Annotated in this window: 4 protein-coding genes; 1 reads left to right on the top strand and 3 read right to left on the bottom strand. The window is 51.3% G+C overall.

What is annotated here, in order from left to right:
- Positions 1–259: CAP domain-containing protein (locus AC1WIP_RS13345; protein WP_481142287.1), on the top strand; the 259-nt coding region annotated here is incomplete at its 5' end.
- A gap of 178 nt (positions 260–437) precedes the next feature.
- Here AC1WIP_RS13345 and AC1WIP_RS13340 read toward each other — a convergent pair.
- The 3 genes from AC1WIP_RS13340 to AC1WIP_RS13330 form a co-directional block, all read right to left on the bottom strand.
- Positions 438–866 (bottom strand): hypothetical protein, encoded by a 429-nt coding sequence (locus AC1WIP_RS13340; protein WP_481142286.1) that lies wholly within the window; start codon positions 864–866, stop codon positions 438–440.
- The gene (locus tag AC1WIP_RS13335; RefSeq protein WP_481142285.1) at positions 863–1,066 is read right to left on the bottom strand and encodes a helix-turn-helix transcriptional regulator; all 204 of its coding nucleotides are present in this window, start codon (positions 1,064–1,066) and stop codon (positions 863–865) included. Before AC1WIP_RS13335 ends, AC1WIP_RS13340 begins: the two co-directional genes overlap by 4 nt.
- 206 nt (positions 1,067–1,272) lie before the next feature.
- A partial coding sequence (locus AC1WIP_RS13330; RefSeq protein WP_481142284.1) for an ABC transporter permease occupies positions 1,273–3,419 on the bottom strand: 2,147 nt, incomplete at its 5' end.

Raw genomic sequence — 3,419 nt, 5'->3', positions numbered from 1 at the left:
GGAAATCGCAACCTCCTTTTCTCACACCAGGCCCAACGGCAGCAGCTTCTCCACTGCTTTAAAGGAGCAGAATGTTTCCTATAGGGGCGCAGGAGAAAACATTGCCTGGGGACAGCGTTCTCCCGAGGAGGTGGTAAATGCCTGGATGAACAGCGCCGGGCACCGGGCCAATATCCTGAATGAAAGATTTACCACCATCGGCGTTGGACATTATCAGAACGGAAGCACTCACTATTGGGCCCAGCTGTTTACCTATTAAGCAAGACAAAGCCGCCGCTATGGCATCATCCATGCGGCGGTAAGTACATAAGCAAGGGCAAAAGGGTTTTCGATCACGAATCGTCAGAATTGTTTGTCATCTGCAGGAGCAACTTGACTCCGAAGCCGCAAACAATTCTAACAATTTGTGACTGGGAGACCTTTTGCCCCCAACATCTTTACATTTCTTTATCATACTTAATGCGATAATAAACTGCACATCCATGTACAAATAAATAAGCGAAAACCAAAAGCAGAATGGGCACAATGTCCACCTCCATAAGGGCAAAGGAAACCATCAATGCCCCAAATACAAATGTCATGATGTCATAAGCCTTTGCTTTGGCACTGTTGGAAATTGCTATATTCCGCTCGTCATTTTGTTCAATTTCCATCTGCTTTTGTACGCTGGGATCGCTTTTGACAGCCTTGTCTGCAATCAGACTGCCCATTCCATGTCCAAAAATACCGCATCCAAACCCGATACACACATATGGCAGCGCAGTCAGAAACTGGCTGGGATTTTCTACACTTTTTAACAAATATAAGCCCGCTGCTGCCAGAACGATGCCAATTATGGCGATGATATAATTTGTAGATTTCTTCATTTTGCTTCCTCCTCGTAAATAAAAATATCTTCAATGCTTAATCCAAAAAATTTTGCAATTTTGAACGCCAATAGAATAGATGGATTATACCTGCCATTTTCTAATGAACCAATGGTTTGGCGGGAAACTTCAAGTATGGCCGCCAGCTCCTCCTGCTTAATGCCACGCTCCTTTCGCAGTTCTTCTAATCTGTTTTTCATAACTGACCTCCTTTCTATGTAAAGCTTGCTTTACATTTTTAGTATAACTGCAATATATAGAAATGTCAAGTATACTTTCCATAAAAATAATATTGGCATTTCCAACGCCGGTTAAGCCGGACAGTGTACCGTAAAAACGCCCGGACAGCATGAAGCTGTCCGGGCGCAGGTTTGGAGCATCCGTATTCAATAAACACTAAGCTGCCTCATTCTTCCCGCAGACGTTCCACGATGGTGTGTCTGGCCGCCAATCGAACGGTAAGAACAGGGATACCTGCTCCCAGCAGGGCGAATAAGGGAATCACCAGCAGGAAAGGCGTCAGGGTCAGCCGATAGGTGAAAAACCAGAACAGTCCTTCCACCGCCCGGAAAGCCACCGGCCCAAGGACAAGGGTCAAGACCAGAGCAAGTCCTGCAGCCCCCAGAGCATACAGCAGTCCCTCCCACACCAGCATGGCCCGCAGCTGCTTTCCCGTCATGCCGATGGACTGAAGCACCGCCAGTTCCCGCTGTCTGGCGATAATGCCGGTGAGAACGGCGTTAAAAAAGTTCAGTATCCCAACCAGGCCGACGATGAAGCTCAGCGCCCCGCCCAGCAGCAGGAACATGGTGCGCATGCTTTCAAATTCTCCGGCGTAGGTAGCTTTACTTTCATAGTCAAGAGCAGGGTTCACATTCTCGGTATAGTCGGCCAGAAATTCCTCCATGGCGGCGTTGGCATCATCGGTGGTATCGAAGGCATAGTACATGACGGAATCCGTGCCGGTATCGGCCACAAAGGTCTCATCATTGAGAATAAACTCGTCGCTGCCATAGTAGCGGTAGGAAAGAGCCGAGGGCACTGTCACCAGGGCGGTCACCTCATACTCTGCATCCCGGTATTTTACAGGCCGGGTTACAAAGTTTGCTCCCTGGGGCACATCCTCATAGTCTCCGTAAGCCTCCCCGGTATCGGGGTCGTAATACTCCAACTCCTCCACATACCGAAGGGTTACCATATCTCCCAATCTGGCCCAGTGAGAGTCCATGTCAGCGTTGCCGTAGTCATCCTCGGAGTACACGGCTGCAATGGCGCGGCTGCCTGGTTCATAAAGGGCCGACAAATCTCCTTCCAGCACAGTAAGGTGATCCAGGGCGAAGGGACTCATACCAGAAAGCTGGATATCAGCCGCCAGCAGGCCCTCCTCGTTCCGGTCCGTAAGGCGTATCAGGTTGTCCAGCTGTTCCGGCGTATAAAAATACTGGTTTAACTGCCGGAAGTAATCCTCCTCCACATACTCCAGCATTTGAGAGGTCCGGCCATACACAACGCCGCTGTCTGTGATGCCTCCCTGGGCCTTGATTTGGTCTATTGCCGTCTGCGGCACGCCCATATCAGTGTTGAATCCTACGGTAGATGTCTGAAATTTGGCCGCATCTGCCACAATAAAGTCGCTGGCCGTAAAGCTGGACACATACTTATCCATGTCAAAGCCGCCGGTGAAATTGACGGTCACAGCAAGCAGCACCACCGCCAGGGAAAGGGAAATCACAGTCACCGTGGTTTTCCCCTTACTGCGGCCCAGGTTTGCCCAGGCCATGGTAAAGGGACTTACCTTTCTTGCCCTGCGGCCTTTTGAAGAGCTCCTGCTTCCGGCCTCGGTGTAGCGAACCGCCTCTACCGGGGAAACCTTAGCCGCCATCCGCCCCGGCCTGCGGCAGGAAAGCAGCACGGTGAACAGGGCGAACAGGGCTGAAATGACGAAGATCAGAGGGTTCTGGGAGGTAAGCGCTACCACTCCGTTGAGCCGTTCCACAATCACCGGCGTCAGCTGCCCTCCCACAAACCAGCCCAGCACCAAGCCTATTGGGATACCGGCGATACTGAGGGCCAGGGCCTGGAGGCGGATGATCCGCCGCAGCTGTCTGGGCGTAGTGCCAATGGTTTTTAAGAGGCCATAGAACCGGATATCCCCGGCCACGGAGATCTGAAACACGTTATAGATGATAAGGTAGCCGGTGAAGATAATAAGGAGCGCCACAGCGGCGATGGCGGAAATGGCTGTGGGGTCTGCCGCATCTGAAAGCCGCGCCCCGGTATAGCCCCAGTTAACGCCAATGTCAATGTAGTTGTCTCCTCTTTCCTCATTCTGATAACCGTGGTTTTCCAAAATCTGGTTCAAATCCTGCTCAATGTGTCGGGCGCCGTTTTTCAGCATCACTTCCATATTCCAGGTTCCTGTCATGCCGTCAGCAGGATTGTTTGGGTCCACGCCGGTCTGTGTCAGAATCTCATCTACCCGGCTCTCCGGAATGAGAATATGGTTTGCCACAATGGCTTCGTCGTACTCCCACCAGCCGGAGAGGGTAAAGG

It is taken from the genome of Acetatifactor sp. (assembly GCF_982438285.1).
This window is presented reverse-complemented; position numbering and strand designations above follow the sequence as displayed.

What these genes read in the sequence shown, in the direction of transcription:
- AC1WIP_RS13335 (WP_481142285.1), bottom strand. Translation starts at nt 1,066, where the DNA reads ATGAAAAACAGATTAGAAGAACTGCGAAAGGAGCGTGGCATTAAGCAG.
- AC1WIP_RS13340 (WP_481142286.1), bottom strand. Translation starts at nt 866, where the DNA reads ATGAAGAAATCTACAAATTATATCATCGCCATAATTGGCATCGTTCTG.